The organism is Pectobacterium zantedeschiae, from assembly GCF_004137795.1.
Classification (GTDB): Bacteria; Pseudomonadota; Gammaproteobacteria; order Enterobacterales; family Enterobacteriaceae; genus Pectobacterium; species Pectobacterium zantedeschiae.
In genome coordinates, this window is record NZ_NWTM01000001.1 from 1,329,037 (window position 1) to 1,348,314 (window position 19,278).

General features: G+C 47.3%; 18 protein-coding genes. 10 read left to right on the plus strand and 8 right to left on the minus strand.

Annotated elements, in window-relative coordinates; all coding sequences use genetic code 11:
- Positions 1-31: 31 nt before the first annotated feature.
- The 3 genes from prc to CLR69_RS06020 all read right to left on the minus strand — a co-directional run bounded on the left by prc (position 32) and on the right by CLR69_RS06020 (position 3,416).
- Positions 32-2,047, minus strand: a complete 2,016-nt coding sequence (prc, locus tag CLR69_RS06010; RefSeq protein ID WP_129704668.1) for a carboxy terminal-processing peptidase — start codon at positions 2,045-2,047, stop codon at positions 32-34.
- 19 nt (positions 2,048-2,066) lie between these two features.
- Positions 2,067-2,825: an RNA chaperone ProQ gene (proQ, locus tag CLR69_RS06015; RefSeq protein ID WP_129711335.1), complete on the minus strand. Its 759-nt coding sequence runs from the start codon at positions 2,823-2,825 to the stop codon at positions 2,067-2,069.
- A gap of 84 nt (positions 2,826-2,909) precedes the next feature.
- Entirely contained in the window at positions 2,910-3,416 is a 507-nt protein-coding gene (locus CLR69_RS06020) for a GAF domain-containing protein (RefSeq protein WP_129711336.1), read from the minus strand.
- Positions 3,417-3,708: 292 nt separating this feature from the next.
- Here CLR69_RS06020 and yebS point away from each other — a divergent pair, with 292 nt between their 5' ends.
- The 5 genes from yebS (at position 3,709) to CLR69_RS06045 (ending at position 10,955) form a co-directional block, all read left to right on the plus strand.
- A complete protein-coding gene (yebS, locus tag CLR69_RS06025) occupies positions 3,709-4,989 on the plus strand; it encodes a membrane integrity lipid transport subunit YebS (RefSeq protein WP_129711337.1) in 1,281 nt (426 codons plus the stop codon).
- 2 nt (positions 4,990-4,991) lie between these two features.
- Positions 4,992-7,631, plus strand: a complete 2,640-nt coding sequence (locus CLR69_RS06030; RefSeq protein WP_129711338.1) for a PqiB family protein — start codon at positions 4,992-4,994, stop codon at positions 7,629-7,631.
- Positions 7,632-7,780: 149 nt separating this feature from the next.
- Positions 7,781-9,235 (plus strand): 16S rRNA (cytosine(1407)-C(5))-methyltransferase RsmF, encoded by a 1,455-nt coding sequence (gene rsmF, locus CLR69_RS06035; RefSeq protein WP_129711339.1) that lies wholly within the window; start codon positions 7,781-7,783, stop codon positions 9,233-9,235.
- Positions 9,236-9,353: 118 nt separating this feature from the next.
- On the plus strand, positions 9,354-9,545 hold the full coding sequence (locus tag CLR69_RS06040) for a YdfD/YebW family protein (protein WP_129704656.1): 192 nt from the start codon (positions 9,354-9,356) through the stop codon (positions 9,543-9,545).
- Between the two features lie 309 nt (positions 9,546-9,854).
- A complete protein-coding gene (locus CLR69_RS06045; protein ID WP_129704654.1) occupies positions 9,855-10,955 on the plus strand; it encodes a hypothetical protein in 1,101 nt (366 codons plus the stop codon).
- A 245-nt stretch (positions 10,956-11,200) separates the two neighbouring features.
- On the opposite strand, the gene CLR69_RS06050 is transcribed toward CLR69_RS06045, so the two are convergent.
- Positions 11,201-11,896 carry an extensin-like domain-containing protein gene (locus CLR69_RS06050; RefSeq protein ID WP_129704962.1) on the minus strand — a complete coding sequence of 232 codons (696 nt, stop codon included), beginning with the start codon at positions 11,894-11,896 and terminating at the stop codon, positions 11,201-11,203.
- A 39-nt stretch (positions 11,897-11,935) separates the two neighbouring features.
- Positions 11,936-13,003 (minus strand): malate/lactate/ureidoglycolate dehydrogenase, encoded by a 1,068-nt coding sequence (locus CLR69_RS06055; protein ID WP_129711340.1) that lies wholly within the window; start codon positions 13,001-13,003, stop codon positions 11,936-11,938.
- 205 nt (positions 13,004-13,208) lie between these two features.
- Between CLR69_RS06055 and CLR69_RS06060 the strand changes: the two genes are divergently transcribed.
- Both CLR69_RS06060 and CLR69_RS06065 read left to right on the plus strand, forming a co-directional pair.
- A complete protein-coding gene (locus CLR69_RS06060) occupies positions 13,209-13,436 on the plus strand; it encodes a YdgH/BhsA/McbA-like domain containing protein (RefSeq protein ID WP_129704650.1) in 228 nt (75 codons plus the stop codon).
- A 275-nt stretch (positions 13,437-13,711) separates the two neighbouring features.
- Positions 13,712-14,194, plus strand: coding sequence for a cupin domain-containing protein (locus tag CLR69_RS06065; RefSeq protein WP_131534985.1), 483 nt, complete (start codon positions 13,712-13,714; stop codon positions 14,192-14,194).
- A gap of 43 nt (positions 14,195-14,237) precedes the next feature.
- Here CLR69_RS06065 and CLR69_RS22845 read toward each other — a convergent pair whose 3' ends face one another.
- Positions 14,238-14,384 (minus strand): hypothetical protein, encoded by a 147-nt coding sequence (locus CLR69_RS22845; RefSeq protein WP_165345945.1) that lies wholly within the window; start codon positions 14,382-14,384, stop codon positions 14,238-14,240.
- A 237-nt stretch (positions 14,385-14,621) separates the two neighbouring features.
- Here CLR69_RS22845 and CLR69_RS06070 point away from each other — a divergent pair, with 237 nt between their 5' ends.
- Positions 14,622-14,951, plus strand: coding sequence for an excalibur calcium-binding domain-containing protein (locus CLR69_RS06070; RefSeq protein WP_129711342.1), 330 nt, complete (start codon positions 14,622-14,624; stop codon positions 14,949-14,951).
- Between the two features lie 232 nt (positions 14,952-15,183).
- On the opposite strand, the gene cspE is transcribed toward CLR69_RS06070, so the two are convergent.
- A complete protein-coding gene (gene cspE, locus CLR69_RS06075; protein ID WP_005967874.1) occupies positions 15,184-15,396 on the minus strand; it encodes a transcription antiterminator/RNA stability regulator CspE in 213 nt (70 codons plus the stop codon).
- Between the two features lie 1,331 nt (positions 15,397-16,727).
- Here cspE and CLR69_RS06085 point away from each other — a divergent pair.
- Entirely contained in the window at positions 16,728-17,378 is a 651-nt protein-coding gene (locus CLR69_RS06085; RefSeq protein ID WP_129711343.1) for a glycosyltransferase family 25 protein, read from the plus strand.
- Between the two features lie 203 nt (positions 17,379-17,581).
- Entirely contained in the window at positions 17,582-17,803 is a 222-nt protein-coding gene (locus CLR69_RS06090) for a hypothetical protein (protein ID WP_129711344.1), read from the plus strand.
- On the opposite strand, the gene CLR69_RS06095 is transcribed toward CLR69_RS06090, so the two are convergent.
- On the minus strand, positions 17,804-19,267 hold the full coding sequence (locus tag CLR69_RS06095; protein WP_129711345.1) for a phage tail fiber protein: 1,464 nt from the start codon (positions 19,265-19,267) through the stop codon (positions 17,804-17,806).
- Positions 19,268-19,278: the final 11 nt, after the last annotated feature.

Sequence of the window (19,278 nt, forward strand, 5' to 3'; positions counted from 1 at the left end):
GTCAAAAGACGATCAGAACAACGTTGGCGTATTACTCTTTCTGTTCTTGCGCCAGGTCGTTAGCGATTTTTACCGTTTCATCCAGATAAGGATCGGGAGCCTGATAATCTTTCGGCAAATCTTCCAGCGATTTGAGTGGTTTTTTACCTTCTCTCGCCAGTCGATCGTTAATTCGATTCAGACGCATCGCTTCATCATCGTCATTCTCTTTCTCACGTTGAGCAAGATTGAGTGACACGAGGTTACGCTTATCCTTCATCGCGTTGTAGCGGGCAATATCCTGCGCAACAAACTGGAATTCAGGATCTTTAGCGATACGCTCCTGATGGTGTTCATTCAGTTTGCCAATCAGCGCTTTCAGATCGCCGCTCTTTATGTAGTTGGCCGCTTTGATGCTGTCCCACGGTAACGCGTTATCTTCGAACTTCTCACCGGTATCTACCGTCTCGGTGCCCGTTGGCATCATCACGTCAGGCGTCACGCCTTTCATCTGAGTACTGCCGCCGTCAATGCGGTAGAACTTCTGAATCGTGTATTGTACAGAACCCAGCGCAGGCCAGTCAGGACGCAGCATCTGATCGTAAATTCGATTCAACGAGCGATACTGCTGTACGGTGCCTTTACCAAACGTCGGTTCACCCACGATCAGTGCACGACCATAATCCTGCATCGCCGCCGCGAAGATCTCGGAAGCAGAAGCACTGAAGCGGTCTACCAGCACCACCAGCGGGCCTTTGTAATACACAATGCCGTCTGTGTCGCTGTCTTCGCGCACTTTGCCATTATTATCGCGTACCTGCACCACTGGACCGCTAGGGATAAACAGACCGGAAAGCCCTACCGCTTCCGTCAGCGCACCACCGCCGTTAGTTCGCAGGTCAATCACAATGCTGCTGACGTTCTGTTTTTCCAGTTTCTGGAGTTGTACTTTGACGTCATCCGTCAACCCAACATAGAAACCTGGGATATCCAGCACGCCGACTTTATCTTTGCCGACCGTCTTGACGGACATCTTAACCGCGCGGTCTTCAAGACGAATACGTTCACGCGTCAGCGTAACAATGCGGGTTTTCGTCCCTTTACCTGCGGGCAGAATTTCCAAACGCACCTTACTGCCTTTCGGTCCTTTGATCAGCGCGACCACATCGTCCAGACGCCAGCCGATAACATCCACCATCGGTTTGCCGTTTTGGCCTACGCCAACCACACGGTCACCGACGGTAATGTTTTTACTCTTCGCTGCCGGGCCGCCAGGCACCATGGAGTTAATCATGGTGTAGTCATCATCCATTTGCAGCACCGCACCAATCCCTTCGAGCGACAGGCTCATTTCGGTATTGAATTGCTCGGTGTTACGCGGTGACAGGTAGCTGGTATGCGGATCAATTTCACGCGCAAAGGCGTTCATGATGAGCTGGAAAACATCTTCACTGTTGCTCTGCGCCAAACGGCGAATCGCAAACTGGTAACGCTTGGTCAGCGTCTCTTTGATGTCTTTATCATTTTTACCGGTCAGCTTGAGGCTGAGCCAGTCATATTTTACCTTGGCATCCCACAGGCGATTAAGTTCACCCGCGTTCTGCGGCCAAGGGGCTTTGGTGCGATCGAGCTCAAACGTATCATTGCCCGTCAGATCTACCGGTTTATCCAGCAGCGACAGCGCATATTGGAAACGCTCAAACCGACGCTTCTGCGCCAGATTGTACAATGCGTACGGAACATCCAGTTGACCGGATTTCAGCGCATCGCCCAACTGGGCTTTTTGCCCGGAAAATTGCGCTACATCAGAGGCCAGCAGCACGTTGTGGCTGTAGTCCAGCATGTTGAGATAGCGATTAAAAATTTTCTCAGAGAACTGCGCATCCAGCATAAACTGGCGGTAGTGCGAACGCAGGAAACGTGAGGCCACCCTGTCGCTAACGGTTGCATGTTGAGGTTCCTGATGCAATTGAGGAATCTGTTCAACACGCGTGATGTTTTCATTTGCAAAACTAGAGCCCGCCAGCAGTAAGCCTGCAATGGCGGTTATTCTGACTAAGTTGTTCATGCCCAGGTTGGCCTCCGTATCAGAACTGCAAGTGTTCTGCGCGTACAATCATTGCCAGCCCAGAAGCCAATTGCACTCTGACTTCGCCTTTGGCAATTTCAAGCACGGTAGCATCCATGGCATCTTTGCCAGCTCTGACTTTGATTTCCTGACCGATTTGCAGTTTGGAAACATCCGTAACCGCAACCCGCTGACGCTCATTGCTAACAGGCTTGTCCTGACGCGATTGAGCATTGGCTGATTGCTGAGAAGAGGACTGCGATTGGCCGGAAGAAGGCTGACGAGGTTTGCGCGATGCATGGCTTTGAGACGCGTTGCTTCGAGATGGATTATTTGAACCATCACGGCGTGGCGCACGTTTCTGAGCAGGACGAGGAGTACGTGCGGCTTCTGCCGTTTCTCCGGCTGCTTCACGTTTTTTCGCCTGTTGCTCAGCACGCTGAGCCTGAACTCGCGCTTTTGCTTCTTCCAACTGCTTACGGGCATGATCGACATGCTGCTGTTCCAACTCGCCGCACGGGTTACCGTCCAGATCCACGCGTTGAGCACCCAATTTTACACCGTACAGATACCGCCAGCTTGAGGTGTAAAGGCGCAGCGCAGAGCGCAATTGCGTCTTACTGACGTTATCGGACTCCGGTACTCGCTCAACAAGATCTTGAAAAATACCGATTTTTAACGGACGAGTTTCACCTTCAGTGGTGAAACAAAGCGGGAACCGCTCTGCCAAAAAGGCAATGACTTCTTTACTACTGTTCAACTTAGGTTGATTTTCCATGAAATTTCCTGATTACAACGGGTTTGCCAACCGGCGCAGGCATGAACAGGCGTCATTATAATGACGCCATCGGCAATTGCCACGTTAACCTTGTCTCAACGTGAGAGAATTGATGAATGTCATCACATCACTCGCTTCCAGTTGAGCACAAAGTACGCTCACCACGGCCTTCAGTCCTTCCTCATCAGCTGCGTCAAAGCGTTGATAAAGAGTACTGTCAATATCCAGAACGCCAATCGATTGCCCGTTAACGACAAGCGGCAGCACAATTTCAGCATTACTCGCGGCATCACAGGCGATATGACCAGGGAACGCATGAACATCATCCACGCGCTGAATGCGATTTTCAGCTATTGCCGCACCGCATACGCCTTTGCCAACCGGAATACGTACACAGGCGACCTTGCCCTGAAACGGTCCGAGAAAAAGCGTGTCGTTATCCAACAGGTAAAACCCTGCCCAGTTAACCCCATCTAAACGCTCAAACAGCAACGCACTACTGTTTGATAAAATCGTAATAAAACGGTTTTCATCCGCGATAAGCGATGACATGTCGCGGATGAGATCCTGATAAAATTCTTGTTTATTCATGCTTGTTTATTCATAAAGTATATCGTTGTCTTTTCAAAACAGTGCGGAAAGAGCCCACACAGACTGCATAAGCATCTATTACAGAATGCCATAAGATTAGCGCCTTCGCGCGAAGAATCATCCGCTTTACTGTATCGTTATCGTGCATATCGTGCTATTTCCACCAGCAAAATAACATCGGTCAGAGATCATATCCTTTTATGAATTTATCATTCAGTTACACTGACTCGCTGTGAATATGTTATCTATCGAGGATAACGGGACTCGACACTTTTACCGGATCGCAGGAAAGATGAAAATACACAATATAGTCAGCCCTGCGCCATTTTCCTCTCCCCGCCCCCCGCTAACGGGCGGTGCAGAGAGCACCGTATCCACAATAGACCGTTATCATCGATGCCCGGAATGTGATGCCTTTTTTGCCCTGCCGCAGTTGAAGCGGACCCAGACAGCCAACTGCCCGCGTTGTGATGCCAAAGTCAGTTCAGGCAGAGACTGGACCATTTCACGGCTTGCAGCGATGGCTGTCGCCATGCTGGTACTCATGCCATTTGCCTTCACCGAACCACTGATCAGCATTCGTCTACTGGGTGTCACTATCAATGCCAGCCTGTTCGAAGGTATTTGGCAAATAACCCGTCAGGGACACCCTCTCACGGCAAGCATGGTCGCTTTCTGTACCGTTGGCGCACCACTCACGCTGGTTTTCTCTCTGTTGTACCTGTTTTTTGCTCCGAAAATAGGTATGAATCTGCGGCCCATCTTACTCATGTTACAACGGCTAAAAGAGTGGATGATGCTGGATATCTATCTGGTCGGCATGGCCGTCGCCGCGATCAAAGTCCGTGAATTCGCGGATGTTCAGGCGGGTATCGGGCTGGTCGCCTTTCTGGCACTGATGACCTTAAGTCTGTTAACGCTGATTCACTTAAATACCGACCAGCTTTGGCAGCGGTTTTATCCGCGCATGAGGCCATTGATTTCACCAGATCGCTATCGAATCTGCCTTTCCTGTCATTTCACCAGTTCGCCTGACAACCGAGGACGCTGCCCCCGCTGCCATATTCCGCTTCGCTTGCGTCAGCGACAAAGTCTGCAAAAATCCTGGGCTGCGCTCATCGCTTCTATAATTTTACTGTTCCCGGCGAATCTGTTGCCCATATCAATTATTTATGTCAACGGAGCCCGCACGGAAGACACGATTTTTTCCGGCATTCTGTCACTCGCGTCAGGCAATGTTCCGGTCGCGCTGGTGGTCTTTATTGCGAGTATTCTTGTGCCGTTTACTAAAGTTATTGTGCTGTTCGGGCTATTGGTGAGTATCCATATCCGGTCAGAAGGTAACATAATGATGCGTATGAAAATGCTGCGCATTATCCGTTGGATCGGTCGCTGGTCCATGCTCGATTTATTTGTGATTGCGCTGACGATGTCGCTCGTTAACCGCGATCAATTACTCGCTTTCACCATGGGGCCAGCGGCCTTTTATTTTGGTGCAGCGGTGATTCTCACTATCCTTGCCGTTGAATGGCTGGATAGCCGACTGATGTGGGATAACACTGATGTGGAATAACAATGCAAGATAATACGTCTGGGACACCAACTGAAGCTACCGTGAAGAATAAGCGTCGCCTATCGCCATTTTGGCTGCTGCCGCTGATTGCGTTGATGATTGCAGGCTGGCTGATTTACACCAACCAGCAAGAGCGTGGTGCAACGGTTACGATTGATTTCGTCTCCGCTGACGGTATTGTCGCCGGGCGTACGCCTGTGCGCTACCAAGGGGTCGAAGTCGGCACGGTGCAAAATATTAAGCTCAGTGAAGACCTACGCACCATACAGGTCGAAGCCAGTATCAAAAGCGATATGAAGGAAGCGTTACGCAGCGGCACGCAGTTCTGGCTGGTTACGCCTAAAGCCTCTCTTGCTGGGGTTTCAGGGCTGGATGCGTTGGTCGGCGGTAACTATATCGGTATGATGCCCGGTTCCGGCGAGGCGCAAGAGCACTTCTCCGCGCTGGATACGCAGCCCAAATATCGCGTGAATACCGGAGAATTGCTGATTCATCTCCATGCTGACGACCTCGGTTCACTGAATACGGGTTCGCTGGTTTACTACCGAAAGATCCCAGTAGGAAAAGTCTACGATTACACGGTATCTCAGGATCGTCGCGGAGTGTCTATTGACGTACTGGTTGAACGCCGTTTCACTCATCTGGTAAAGAAAAATAGTCGTTTCTGGAATGTATCCGGCTTCAATGCGGACATCAGCGTCAGTGGTGCAAAAATTGAGATGGAGAATCTGGCGGCGCTGGTTAACGGTGCAATCGCGTTCGATTCACCGGAAGAGAGCGAGGACGCGAGTGCAGAACAATCTTATCGCCTCTATCCCGATCTGGCACAAAGCCAACGCGGGGTGAAAATCACGCTGGATTTACCTTCCGGCGACAGTCTATCCGAAGGCCGTACTCCGCTGATGTATCAAGGGTTAGAAGTCGGGACGCTGAATAAAATCACGTTGAACTCAGACGATGGTAAGGTCAGTGGAGAGTTAATCATCGATCCTTCCGTCGTTTCGCTGATGCGGGAAGGCACGCGTATCGAACTCAGCAAGCCCCAGTTTTCGCTCAGCGACCTGAATGTGTCACGCCTTCTAAGCGGGCCAACGCTGACATTACTCCCCGGCGAAGGCGAACCGCGCCAGCATTTTGAGGTATTGGATAGCGGACAACAGCAGCTTACTCAACCCGGTGCGCTTTCCATTCAACTCACGGCAGCACAAAGCTATGGTATTGATAGCGGTCAACCCGTACTGCTGCACGGCGTACAAATCGGTCAGGTAGTGAAGCGTTCGCTGGATGAACAAGGTGTCAGTTTCATTTTGGTGATCGAGCCACGCTATCGTCAGCTATTACACCGCGACAGTAAATTCATCGTTAACAGCCGTGTAAACGTGAAGATGGGGCTAGATGGGATTCAAGTACTGGGTGCCAGCGCACAAGAATGGGTTAGCGGCGGTATTCAGGTTTTACCTGGTAGCAAGGGCGAGATTCAAGCACGTTACCCGCTGTTTAGCGATCTCGAAAAAGCGGAAGAGGGTATTCGCGGTTCCACCCCTACCCCCACGCTTACTCTGGTGACCGATAGCCTGCCGGATATTCAGGACGGTTCCATCGTGCTGTACCGTAAATTCCAGGTGGGTGAAATCATGCGGGTTCGCCCCAAAGCAGATACCTTTGAGGTTGAGGTGTATATCCGTCCTGAACACCGCAAATTGTTAACAGAAAACAGCGTGTTCTGGGCAGAAGGCGGTGCCCGAGTGCAGTTGAACACGTCAGGCCTGACCGTGCAGGCCTCTCCGTTGAATCGTGCGCTTAAAGGCGCGATCAGTTTTGATAATCTGGAAGGCGCGCCGGAAATTAAAGGCGGTAAACGCGTTCTGTACAACAACGAAACGGCGGCGCGTGCCGTGGGGAGCCGTATCATTCTGCGCACCTACGATGCCAGCAAACTCGCACCGGGTATGCCGATCCGCTATTTAGGTATCGATATCGGTCAATTGGATTCGCTGAAACTGTCCGAACAACGCAGCGAAGTACTGGTGCAAGCCGTGCTCTATCCTGAATACGTACGTAATTTCGCCCGTTCCGGGACACGTTTTTCTGTCGTTACTCCAGAAATTTCTGCCGCTGGGGTAAACCATCTGGAGACGCTATTCCAGCCTTATATCAACGTCGAGCCGGGTAACGGCAGCGTAACGCGCAATTTTGAACTGCAACAGGCTACTATCTCTGACTCCCGCTATCAGGACGGCCTGAATATCAGCGTTGATGCGCCAGAAGCAGGTGCATTGCAGGTAGGTACGCCGGTTCTGTTCCGCGGTATTGAAGTAGGTACCGTTACTGGGCTGTCGTTAGGCACCTTGTCGGATCGCATTGCCGTGTCACTGCGCATCAGCAAACGCTATCAGCATCTGGTACGCGATAATTCCGTCTTCTGGCAGGCTTCGGGTTATAACCTGGAATTCGGTCTGGTTGGTGGTGTTATTAAGAGCGGAACCTTCCAGCAGTTCATTCGCGGTGGAATCGCTTTTGCCACTCCACCCAGCACGCCACTCGCGCCTAAAGCACAGGAAGGAAAACATTTCCTGCTGAGAAACGAAGAGCCAAAAGAGTGGCGGCAATGGGGTACGGCGATTCCCAATCCTCCCCAATAATTAACACTCATCACCTAACAGGGCGGCTATTGCCGCCCTGTCGTTTTCATGCGCCGTCTTGTCGTTTTCGCATGATGCATGAAAGATCCGTGCTACACTTCGCCGCTTCTTCCCCTCGTTTTACTGAATAACCTGTACGGAACTACACCGTGGCAAAATTTACCCCAGCCAGCCTGCCTGCTGAATTTCTCGACACGATGCGGGACATCATGCCTTCATCACTTTCAATGGAAGATTTTATTGCCGCCTGCCGGCGCCCGCTGCGGCGAAGCATCCGCGTCAATACGTTAAAAATCAGCGTCGATGCTTTTCTACAGTTGGTGCAGCCTTATGGCTGGCAGCTTGAGCCAATTCCCTGGTGTCAGGAAGGTTTCTGGTTGCTTAATGCGGAAGAGGAAAACTCGCGGCTAGGCAATACATTAGAGCACCTAAGCGGGCTATTCTACATTCAGGAAGCGAGTTCCATGTTGCCCGTCAGCGCGCTGTTCCATCGTAACGCGGCGCTGGACACGATTTTGGATGTCGCCGCTGCACCTGGTTCCAAAACGACGCAGATCGCGGCACGTCTGAATAATGAAGGTGCTATCGTCGCCAACGAGTATTCAGCCAGCCGAGTAAAAGTGCTGCATGCCAATATCAGCCGCTGTGGCGTCAGCAATACCGCGATTACGCACTTCGATGGACGCGTTTTCGGTGCCGCACTGCCGGAATATTTTGATGCGATTTTGCTGGATGCCCCGTGCTCAGGCGAAGGCGTAGTGCGCAAAGATCCTGCGGCGATGAGCCACTGGTCGCAAGAGAGCATTATCGAAATTGCCGCTACGCAGCGCGACCTTATTCTGAGCGCGTTCCATGCTTTAAAACCCGGCGGCGTCATGATTTATTCCACCTGTACGCTGAATATGCAGGAAAACCAGCAGGTCTGCCGTTGGCTACAGGCGCAGTTCCCTGATGCATGCGAATTTGAATCGTTAGACGATCTCTTCGCCGACGCTGGACGCGCGACAACGGAAGAAGGCTTCTTGCACGTCTTCCCACAGATTTATGACAGCGAAGGCTTCTTTGTTGCCCGTTTGCGTAAAACGGCCAGCGTGCCGCCACTGCCGCGCCCTGGTTATAAAGTCGGTAAATTCCCGTTCTCTCCCGTCGCGCCTAAAGACGGCATGTTGCTCACGCAAGCAGCGAATAAACAGGGTATTCACTGGGATGAGGCGTTACTCCAACTGTGGCAGCGCGATAGTGAGATTTGGCTCTTCCCTGTGGCACTGGCCTCTGCTTTCGGTAATATCAAATTCTCACGTATTGGCATTAAACTCGCCGAACGCTTCCCCAAAGGTTTCCGCTGGCAGCATGAAGCGATTATCGCGCTGGCCGATCCACACTCAGATAACGCCTATGCATTGAACGACCGCATCGCCTGCGAGTGGTTTCAGGGCAAAGACAGTTACCCGGAACCACCTCCTGCTGCGGACGAGTTAATTCTAACCTATCAGAACACCCCCGTTGGTCTGGCAAAACGCATCAATAGCCGGATAAAAAACAGCCTGCCACGCGATTTAGTCCGGGATGGCGCATTCGCAGCACAGCCTGTTTCTAAAGAATAAATGCGATTTCTGCATCAGGTGGCGATAAAACCGCCTGATGAACCGCGCGTTCTCTCTTTCCTCACGGATTTTCATCTATCATCTCTAGAGAGAAAATCAGTAATGTCTGGAGAACAGCATGGTTGCGTTAGTGATATTTGTTTGTTATCTCGGGCATGGCTGTGACGATGTGGTCGTCGGCGCCTACAACACCGAAGCGCAATGTCTGCAAGCGATGGATGAACAACGCCTGCGTCGTGCTGGCTGCTTCCCTATCGAAGACTATATTGATGGTTTCTGGATTCCCGCACAGGAATACGCTGATTTTTAACATGTCCATTTGAGCCCGTTTTCGCAGTACAACTCTGGTTGGGCCAATCATCCAATACCAGCACTAACATACCTAGTGTTTCTCATTTAGACTGCACATTTCCGTACGAAAATTGAATTTCTCTCAATCAGAAAATATTTCTTCATATCGGGAACATTTTTTTAATTCCTGCCACTCAATTTGCATCAATCACGTTGGAAGCATTTCTATTCGGTGATTGATACCCGTAGCAATATGGAAAATGATGAAGACTCACCATTACCTTTACTCTTTTTTACCATTGAAACTCATATTTAAAGGGGAAAATTTATGCCTGTATCATTAAATACGTCAATATCACATACAAATTACAATCGGGCAGAGACAGCACCTGCCTCTACGCAAGAGAAGAAAAGCGAAGAAAAACCAAAAGCTGAAAGTAATGAACAAAACAAAGAAAGCGATACTGTAAAAAATCGCAATCCAAATATCAAAGAAGCAACGCCCGAGGAAATCAGGGGCAAGGCATTATCCTCATTATCAAAAGGCCTAAATAAGGAGATATTTAGTACCAATAATGAACATAAAAAAGATAATGACCTTACTATCGCAAAACATTATGGTAACAAAGCAGATGAAGCGCAGTCTACGCTAAGAAATAAGCAGAAAGGCCCCCCAGATAACTCAGAAAAAATGCTGCTTAAAGACGCGATTAGCATTGTCCTTAACCGCAATAAAGAATTAGAAAAGATAGGTGAATTTACTGCAAAAGCAGACATGAATTCCCCTCATAATGGAGCTTACTTCTGGAGTGGAAGTACAATAAAAAATGGGGAGGTTATACATTCTGCAATGCTCACAGCACAATCTATGGCGGAAAAAAATTCTGGCACCACTTTAGAAATGACTCAAGGTGGCCATGCATTGCACAATTATAGTGGCGAGGCAGACAGTTTTTCTTATCTTAAGGAAAGGTTCAAATATACATCAGGAACGGAATCAAGCCCTGAAAATTATGCTCCCAGAAAAGAACTGATCGAAAAAGGGATTAATAGCAGTGGCGTTGACATGCTAGCTGAAACGGGATTAGCCAAAACCGGAGCAAAAGCGCTTATTCCAACCCCCCAAGACTCCGTTCCCCATATTCTGTGGGATATGATGTCAATGCGTTACGCCAACAATGTGTCTGGAGAAGCAACAGCCATTCATGCCGTATCGGCTGATGATCCCTATATAAAAAGTGATGCCTATCAACAAAACACCTGGAATATGAAAGAGAAACCTATTCTGGCAAGTAATAATGTGACAATTAAAGAAAAATTCTCTGAACAACTGCAAGGTGAGCTGGTTGGAGGAAAAGAGCAACATAAAACGAATTGGTCTAATACTGGTGGGTTCAAGGGAAATGTCGATACCGGTAGTAAAACCTGACGTTGGGTAATAAGACCGAAGGATGGGCCTCGCTTGTGAGACTCATCATCCCCTGTAACCAACCTAAGTCAGTGATTAGGGGACCAGACAAATCAGTGCCACAGGTATGAACACCGTCTGGACCCCTACTCAAGAACATGGCTCAAATTACGTCGATTATCACCAACGCACAAGCTGTTCAATGTATGGCAAGACGCTCTTTTCTGAGCAGCAGAGCCCCTCTGCTTCATCTTAGCGCCATCTTTTCATCGACATACGCCAAAACCTCGCATGCCAAAGTGAAAATGATTGGCATGGGCAGCGTTATATTCCGGCCCTAGCGAATTACCGAAAAAGCGACAGCTTTCACTGAACGTGGTACGTAAATAACTGCCACGATCGTCCATTTCCGACCACTGATTCAAAACGCTAATCTGCCGCCCGTCAGACAGGCGAAAAGCGGCGATGTCCCACGCATCTGCCGTTGCATGCTCACTCAAACGCCCTTCTGGCCGATGATAGACATTGCGACAGGCGTAGCTGCCCATATGATCGATACGCGCCAGCGACGAACCGAGCGATTGTGCCTGCGGCGCCGCAACCTGCGCCACAAACATGGTGCTACTCAGCGCCAACGGGCAACTAGCAAGGAAACTGGAACTCAGCGTGACCGAACCAAAACCTTGTACTCGAATAGGTAACGCCACTGGGCACTGCCCGCTGATGTCATTAGCCTCGGCGAATCGTAGCCGACCATTTTCCTGCGCCTGCTTTAACACCGCCAGACAGGCTTCAGGATCGTTGGCGACAGACTTCATTTTCAGTCGGGTAATAAACGTAGGCGGGTCATCGACGGACAAAGGAGAGAAAGGATCGTAACCGGGGGGGAGTTGACGTTGGATCCAGGGAGCCAAAGCAACTAATGCCCCCATTATCACCACAAATATCAACCATCCCCGCATCAGCATCGTCCCCCGGTTATTGTCTTCTCCTGAGTAATATTATGCTATTAACGCAAACTCGGTCGGATTCATTCCCAGTGATACCCCCGCCTCCACGATTTTTTGCCACTCCTGATCGGACAGAGAAATACCGCTGGCGTTACGTTCTATCTGAGAAAGACGCTCTGGTTCACCAGCGATTAAAATAGGCTGTGCCGGATCGGGAGCCGTTGAAGAACGAACATAGTCCAGCATCGCATCATATTCTTTTTGCAGCCATGTCATGGAAACCATGCTGGCGGGATCGATGATAATCGTTGTCATATTATTCACTATCGCGCCCTGACGCGTGTTCTCAGGCTGGATAGTTCCGCCACCAGAGAGTAATCCTGCCAGCATTTCAGCGGCTAAAATCAACCCGCCGCCTTTATGCTTAGCTATCGGTTTTAACGCGCCGTGTTTCTCTCCTTCCCACATCACTTTAGGATCATTAGTGGAAACGCCATTGCAATCCAACATCACGTCTTCATCAAACGTTTTGCCAGCCAAATACGCAACGCGAGTTTTCCCCAACGCCACGACGCTGGTAGCAAAATCCAGAACAAAGGCTGCATTACGATCCGTCGGCGGGAACGCAATGCAGATGGGATTAGTCCCGAAGCGTGCCTCACTACCGCACCAGGGAGCGACTATCGGATCGAGATCGTTAACGTTCACAAAGTGTATCGAAACGAGCCCGGCATCCGCGGCCATTTCCCCATAAGTGCCAATGCGCCCCAAATGGCAGGTAGACGACAGCGTCATTAAACATACTCCCGTCGTTTTCACGCGTTCAATGGCCGTCTGCATCGCTTCTTTTCCCGTGCGCTGACCAAAACCACGATCGCCCGTAAATTGCAGTACTGCTCCGCTATCGCGCAGTAAACGCGCCGGAGTATTCGGGTGCATAATGCCTTTCCCGATAAATTCCACATAATGCGGCAACATCCCCACGCCGTGACTGTCATGCCCTTTCAGGTTAGCGGTCACGAGATGTTCAGTGACGATGCGGGCTTCACTTTCTTCACATCCTGCTTTTTGCAATACGGCTTGCATCGCCGTCGCCAAACGACTGACTGAAATCTGCATATCTTTTTCCTTCATCCACTGAATCATTATTCACAATGATTCATCCTACTGCGGAACAGGTCTGAATGGCATAGTCAATAAAGAACAGTATTTTTGAAAAAGAATAACAAATCTATCTGATATTCATTACAAGGCCGCAGCGCTATCATTTTTCACATCGAGGCAAACCGCCTAATTGACACAATAAAACGTGAAGGAATAAATCATGAAAACCATCAAAAATTTTATCGCAGTTATTGCTCTTTCTACTTTGTCTTTCGGCGCTTTTGCTGCGCAGGAAATCGCAACGGTCTCCGTGAGTGGTGCAAAAACGCTAGATGCTTTCGAAGCTCAGGTCGCTCAGAAAGCTAAAAAAGCGGGCGCATCGTCATATCGTATCGTTTCCGCTACCGGTAATAATCAATTACACGGCACCGCGATCCTGTACAAATAAATCGCGTCAGACGTCAGGGAGCCCCAGGGCTCCTCTGTCGTATTACCTTCGACAATGTTCCCGCCTTTGTTCCGCCTGACGTTTCTGTCCCTCATCCTATTGTGATGGAAATATAGACAAATTAAGTGCAATACCAATCAGTGCGATTGCTTTAACCATCTGGTGAAGGATCCCCCTCAGCAGTACCATCCCGACGTTGTAAGACGTACACAGAGACGGCTGACATATATAGGGTTGCCTGTTTATCAGGCATAAATAATATGGATTTTATTTAAATGAAAAAGACATCGCGTTTTCTTCTGGCGCTCGCTGGATTATTGGTTTCCGTTACTGTCTATTCAGCGACGCCTTCCTCACCTCACGCTGAGGAAACCCGCATACCGGCTATCAAGCTGATCAATACGCCAGACAACCACTCGTCCTTCGTCACAGGCAGTGTTCCCGCTCTGGAAAAAATCACGGCACAGAAGTTCTGGCTCAGTAACTCCACTGAAGCGTGGGAGATGAACGTTCACCCCGCACCGCGCAAGCAATATGTCATCACGCTGAAGGGTACGCTAAAATTCCGAGTGAGTGATGGTTCCACCTTCCTACTTTCACCGGGAACGGTCTTGATCGCCGATGATACGCAGGGTGAGGGACATAGCTGGGAGATGGTTGAAGGCAGTGAGTGGGTCAGAATTTATATTCCAATTGTGGAAGATAATGATTATTTCACCCCCAGTTCATCGGTTACTACGGTAGCCAAAACACATTAATTTTTTCACAAAACATTGGCGACAGGGACCTGTCGCCAATATATTACGCCTTATTGGCACCAAACGGATCTTCGACATCATCCTTGCTATCATCACGTTTGCGCGGTATTTCACCCTGATCCTTCGGTGCATCTTTTGCTGGATGGTCATCTTCACCCTTATGTTGGGTGCCCGTATTTTTATCAGTCATCGCTTCCTCCCGTTACTTCGTGTTCTATTAATTTAGTCGATAACCTTTAGAGCAAGGGATAAATCAGTAAAAAAATTACCATGTGATGAGTAACATCGAATAAAAAATCTTGATGTTCAAACAGCATCAATATGGTCGTCATCACGATCTCTCCACTGATAATGAAGAATTATTAATAATCATCCCCCTATCAAGAATGATAGGCTTCTCTTATACAATTCCTTCATGGATATATCAATGAAACGAAAACTCTCTTTTATTCTCTTATCTACAGTATTCTTTTCTACTGTTCAGGCAGCATCGCCTCATCAATACCGTAACGATGGTGATAGTCGGAGAGCGGAAAAAATAAAGACAGAAGATCGACAAGAAGAAGAAGAAGAAGAAGAAGAAGAAGAAAATAGTTTTGTTTGTGACGGTAGGCAATATTGCTCTCAGATGAGCTCTAGAGAAGAGGCATATTTTTTCATTCAAAACTGCCCTAATACCAAAATGGATGGCGACCATGATGGGATTCCTTGCGAAAACGATTCCCGCTTTCCTCCACTTAGATCCAAGCGATATTAACTAGCTCATAGGCACTAGCGCATCATGGCGTTAAGAAATCATGAATAATTGAGATGATAATCCAGTGATTCTGGTGACATCCGAGTATAGAAAATCCGTATGATGCATAAACAAAAACCCCCAGCTTTACGCTAGGGGTTTTGTGTGTTCTCTTAACTGCTCCGGTTTACACCATCATCGCTATCGCAAGAGAAACATTAATTCAATTTGGCTTTATTACAGCGCAACTTGATTACAGTGCAACAACGTTGCCAGCTGATGGGCCTTTCTGACCATTTTCAATGGTGAACTCAACCTTTTGGCCTTCGTCCAGAGTTTTGAAATCGTTGCTCTGGATAGCAGAGAAATGTACGAATACATCTTTGCTACCGTTGTCAGGAGTAATGAAACCAAAACCTTTACCAGCGTCAAACCATTTTACTAAACCAGTCATTTTATTAGACATAGAAATTACCTTAATTTTATAGCGCCTTCCGGCAAATAGGGCCTGTGCACAGAATTTAATCAGCAACAATAAGGAGGCTCAAAAGAAGGGATATCTATGGATAACACTTTGAAATGAGAACTGCTTTACTAAACTGCTTTTTAGGTCTGCGAATCAAACCGACGAGCTATTAACGCATGTATAACAATCTTTAGCAAGCATTTATTCTTAAAAACCTTTTAATAGCCGGATAGAGAAGAAATAGACGCGATTCATCTCTTCAAGAGGAAATCTCTATCGGTACATTCGATAGCGATCAGACTATCGTGCATTGTAGATTGACAAGAGCTGCAAGCTATCACATCCAAGAGCCGTCTGCCTGAACCTCACGCGTCAAAATTTGTCGTAAAAATACGTTAGCTGATGACAAGCCAAGTGACCATGGTGATGAATGGTAAACAATTAATCTGGGAATCAACAATTTTACTCCAGTAGATAAATGAACACATGCTGACAAGGGAAAAAGTCATCTCTCTTTAGCCATAACCAAAATTGATTTATTTTTCTTAAAATATAGACACCTAGAAAAACGAGTTAAAAGTAAAGTTTTGCTATTCGATTATTTTATTGAATAGCAACGTACTTCTTTGGCAGCCCGTAACTGCAAGCATGACAATAATTAATCAGCCATACTTTCATCAAGTCTTTTAATTAATCACTTAAACACAATAGCTTTGGCGCAAGTTCATAGCTTGTTCTAGATTTAAAATGTCACGAACCATGCTCTCTTGTGAAAATTAAAAAATTGATGTTAGCTCTTGCATTGAAACTTCGATATACATAGATATCAATTATCAATATAGGTATCTCTGGGATGTGGAGTGTGCCATCTGTGGAGAAAAATATAGATAAAAAACACCGGATGCAATTCATTTAATCCCAATAAAAATCCAAAAAATTGAAATATAAAAATTTAAATCAATTCTTCGGCTAAAAAACCATCAAAAACACCGCCCTTTGCTATCCTCTGAAATCAAACGCATGCTATATTTTTCGGACATCATCGGGAAAATTTGGGCGTAAAAATGGAAACGGTCAACTATAACGGAACGATAATCTGCGTACAGGGAGACAGCGACATGCGAACTGGTTACCCCAGCGATGATCGAAGATTCCGGGTGTTATGCCGCGGTACGCATCGACGAAACTGACACGCCAGCGACTCATGATGCCCAGTTCCAACCTTAGAAGACACGCTCGACATCATCGCACAAAAGTTATCGCTGTTTGTCTGATTGCTTAGTGTACTCACAAGTTAAGATCTACGTTATTATTGAGAGTGGAGTTTTAGTATGTCAAATGATGGTGAATTATTTGTAGGAATAATAAATCTAGAACATCGAGATGACAGGAGAAGAGAATCACTTGATGAACTACAAAAAGCATCTATTAATACAAACGACGATGTATTTTTCAAAGCGACGTACATTGAGCGTTTTGGTGCTTTGGGGGCAAGTATTAGTCATGCTAACATTTTAGCGAAATATTTATCAACAACGTCGGCACCCTACGCGCTAATTTTAGAGGACGATTTTGAAATAGTTGATAAAGTAAACTTCCTATCAAACATTAATATTATTATAGAAAATAGTAATTCATGGGATGTATTTTTATTATCTCATAACACAGCCATTGCAATCGAAGCGACAACAATTAATGATTGCTACAGAGTAGTGAATTCACAAACCGCATCTGGATATATTGTAAAAAGAGACTTCGCCCCACAATTAATACAAATATTTTTTGAATCAGTTGTAAATTTAGAAAAATTCAAAAATTATCAAATCGAGACAAGACAACAGCTTGCACATTTTTATTGCTTAGATATTTTATGGAAAAACCTGCAAACGAGTCACAGATTTTTAGCCCAAATACCCGCGCTAATCAAACAGAGGAAAAGTTTTTCAGATATTGAGAAGACAGTTGTTGATTACGGCGTTTAACCACTATCGTATTGATAAATAGTTAAAAAAAGACTGAATACGATTCCTTTACTCGTCAAAAAACAATTAATCTATTGAAAAATAACAATTTTAACCATAGGTTAGGCTAAAAAAACATCGAAAAAACCGTCCTTTACTATCCTTTGAAATCAAACACATGCTATCTTTTTAGAACATGGATGGGAAAATTTCGGGTGTAAACAATGGAAACTATTAACTATAACGGAACAACAATCTGCGTACTTGATGACAGCGACATGCTGACTGATTGCCCAATCGGAGCCTATGCGGTTATCGAGGATTCGGGTCACTATGTCGCTGTACGCGTCGGCGAAACTGACGCGCCAGCGATTCATATCGATCCGGTTCCGACGCTTGAAGACGCTCTCGACATCATAGCCGGGCGTCTGTCATTTTTTGCGTAATCAGGCAGGTTTAATGATCGACTCGTAGGGTGTTTCTTCGCGATCTGGCATTTGCACGCGGACGCTCAGGAATGTGTCGGTCGGGATATCAATCAGATCTCCTTCTACGTAACTATCAATCTCGTTACGTGCAAAATTCATCGCGCTGGGATGCGTGCGGTGATACGTGCGGATAATAATAGAACCATCTTGTTCAACGTCATAATCAATCCAAAGACGCTCAAGACCGTTCCGGCAGCGTGGCCCAGCAATACCCCCATCCATCCCACCCCAAGCAAGATCAGCATTCAGGCCAAGACAACCAGAGATACGGTATTGACCAGTACCACTGCGTTCCGTGACAATCCCCTCAGACTCCGTATTCAATTCAGACGAACCATCAGAAAACAGCTTAACAACCGGAGATGCTGTTTTCAGAAATCCATTTGAATCGGTCATCGTATTGCCGGTGTGTTTGAGGTGTACAGCTGGCAAAAAGTTTCCGTTGACGGTCTTCTCCAAGACAAACTCATTGAAGTTACCTTGTGTCATATTGCCATCCACTAAACCCCAGCCCCATTGTGTTGAGTCGGTATCTGGTTTACCTCCTCTATGTCTAACGCTTAAATACGCCTTCCATATTCCACCAACAGTACAAGACCCTGCGGCTTGCTCGCTTTGTAAAGCGGCGGCGTAGTCACCACCAGTTGGGTAGTCTGTGGCTAGCGCATTTTTAACAAATCCATTGAGCGAAATTAGATTCCTACTGTTCCAATCAACAGACCAAGAAGTTTCCCAATTGCCCCTCTGAACGCTTATTGATGCCGTTTTTGCCCCACCTGTTGTAAAGTTGACGGCTACCAGCGAGGCATAAAATTCAGGGTGAAAAATAGGACTCCAATAAAGCACCGTATCGGCAAAACCTGGCGGTTTGTTAATTGCCGTTGAGTCAGCCCAATATAAGCCCGATGGCGTATTGACAGTAAAATAATCAAATAAGTTGGTATTTGGAGGTATTGCAACAGCCTTTCCGCCCCAGCCAAATTGACCAGCGCCCATTTTCGTGTTGAGCAACCGATCCCACTCAGACTGGCTTCGAATAGTTACAGACTGACCATCCGGCGTTGTGAGCGTAATGTTTCCGCTACCCGTCAATATCGATTGCCAACCCTGTAATTGCTGTTGGTAATAGGCAAGCGTTGAGGCGAACTCATGTGCGAATTGCTCAATAGAAACGGTTGGTGATGTGGGTACAGCGTATAGTTTATCGCCGCCAGTTATACCGGAAAATGCAGATACCAGAGTTAATTGGGTGTCAGATTGCACGGACTCAATTTCATAAATCTGAACAGTGCCAGCACCGGGTAATAATAACATCCGGCCAGTTGAGACACCATTTAATGGGTTGGAGAACTGAGTTCCGTTACCCGTAATGATTTTGCTACCGTTAGTTGCAGTAACAGAGCCTGTTTTATACCAAGACATATTTTCTCCAG